Origin of the sequence: Solibacillus isronensis (assembly GCF_023715405.1) — a bacterium.
Taxonomy (GTDB): domain Bacteria; phylum Bacillota; class Bacilli; order Bacillales_A; family Planococcaceae; genus Solibacillus; species Solibacillus isronensis_B.
In genome coordinates this window covers 1-446 of sequence record NZ_JAMBOC010000027.1, presented here as the reverse complement: position 1 = coordinate 446, position 446 = coordinate 1, and the positions used below count along the sequence as shown (strand labels likewise).

2 tRNA genes and 1 rRNA gene are annotated in these 446 nt (G+C 48.7%); all 3 read right to left on the bottom strand.

Annotation, left to right across the window (positions count from 1 at the left end):
- Positions 1-115 (bottom strand): 16S ribosomal RNA (locus M3166_RS19035); the annotation flags it as partial.
- Between the two features lie 121 nt (positions 116-236).
- A tRNA-Ala gene (locus tag M3166_RS19030) sits at positions 237-312 on the bottom strand.
- Positions 313-320: 8 nt separating this feature from the next.
- Positions 321-397, bottom strand: a tRNA-Pro gene (locus M3166_RS19025).
- Positions 398-446: the final 49 nt, after the last annotated feature.

Here is a 446-nt window from a genome sequence, read left to right as displayed (position 1 = left end):
CCCGTCCGCCGCTAAAATTTTAAAGGTGCAAGCACCAATAAAATTTCCGCTCGACTTGCATGTATTAGGCACGCCGCCAGCGTTCGTCCTGAGCCAGGATCAAACTCTCCATAAAAGTAGTTTGAAAACTCATTTGCTTTGCTAGCGATCCAACTTCGTTAGAAGTTGAAATCTATTGTTTGCTTCATTTAAGAAGCTTGTTTCATTAACGTTGCTTGTTCAGTTTTCAAGGTTCATGGTGGAGCCTAGCGGGATCGAACCGCTGACCTCCTGCGTGCAAGGCAGGCGCTCTCCCAGCTGAGCTAAGGCCCCATAAATAATGGTCGGAATGACAGGATTCGAACCTACGACCCCTTGGTCCCAAACCAAGTGCTCTACCAAGCTGAGCTACATTCCGAAATAATATGGCGCGCCCGGCAGGAGTCGAACCCACAACCTTCTGATCC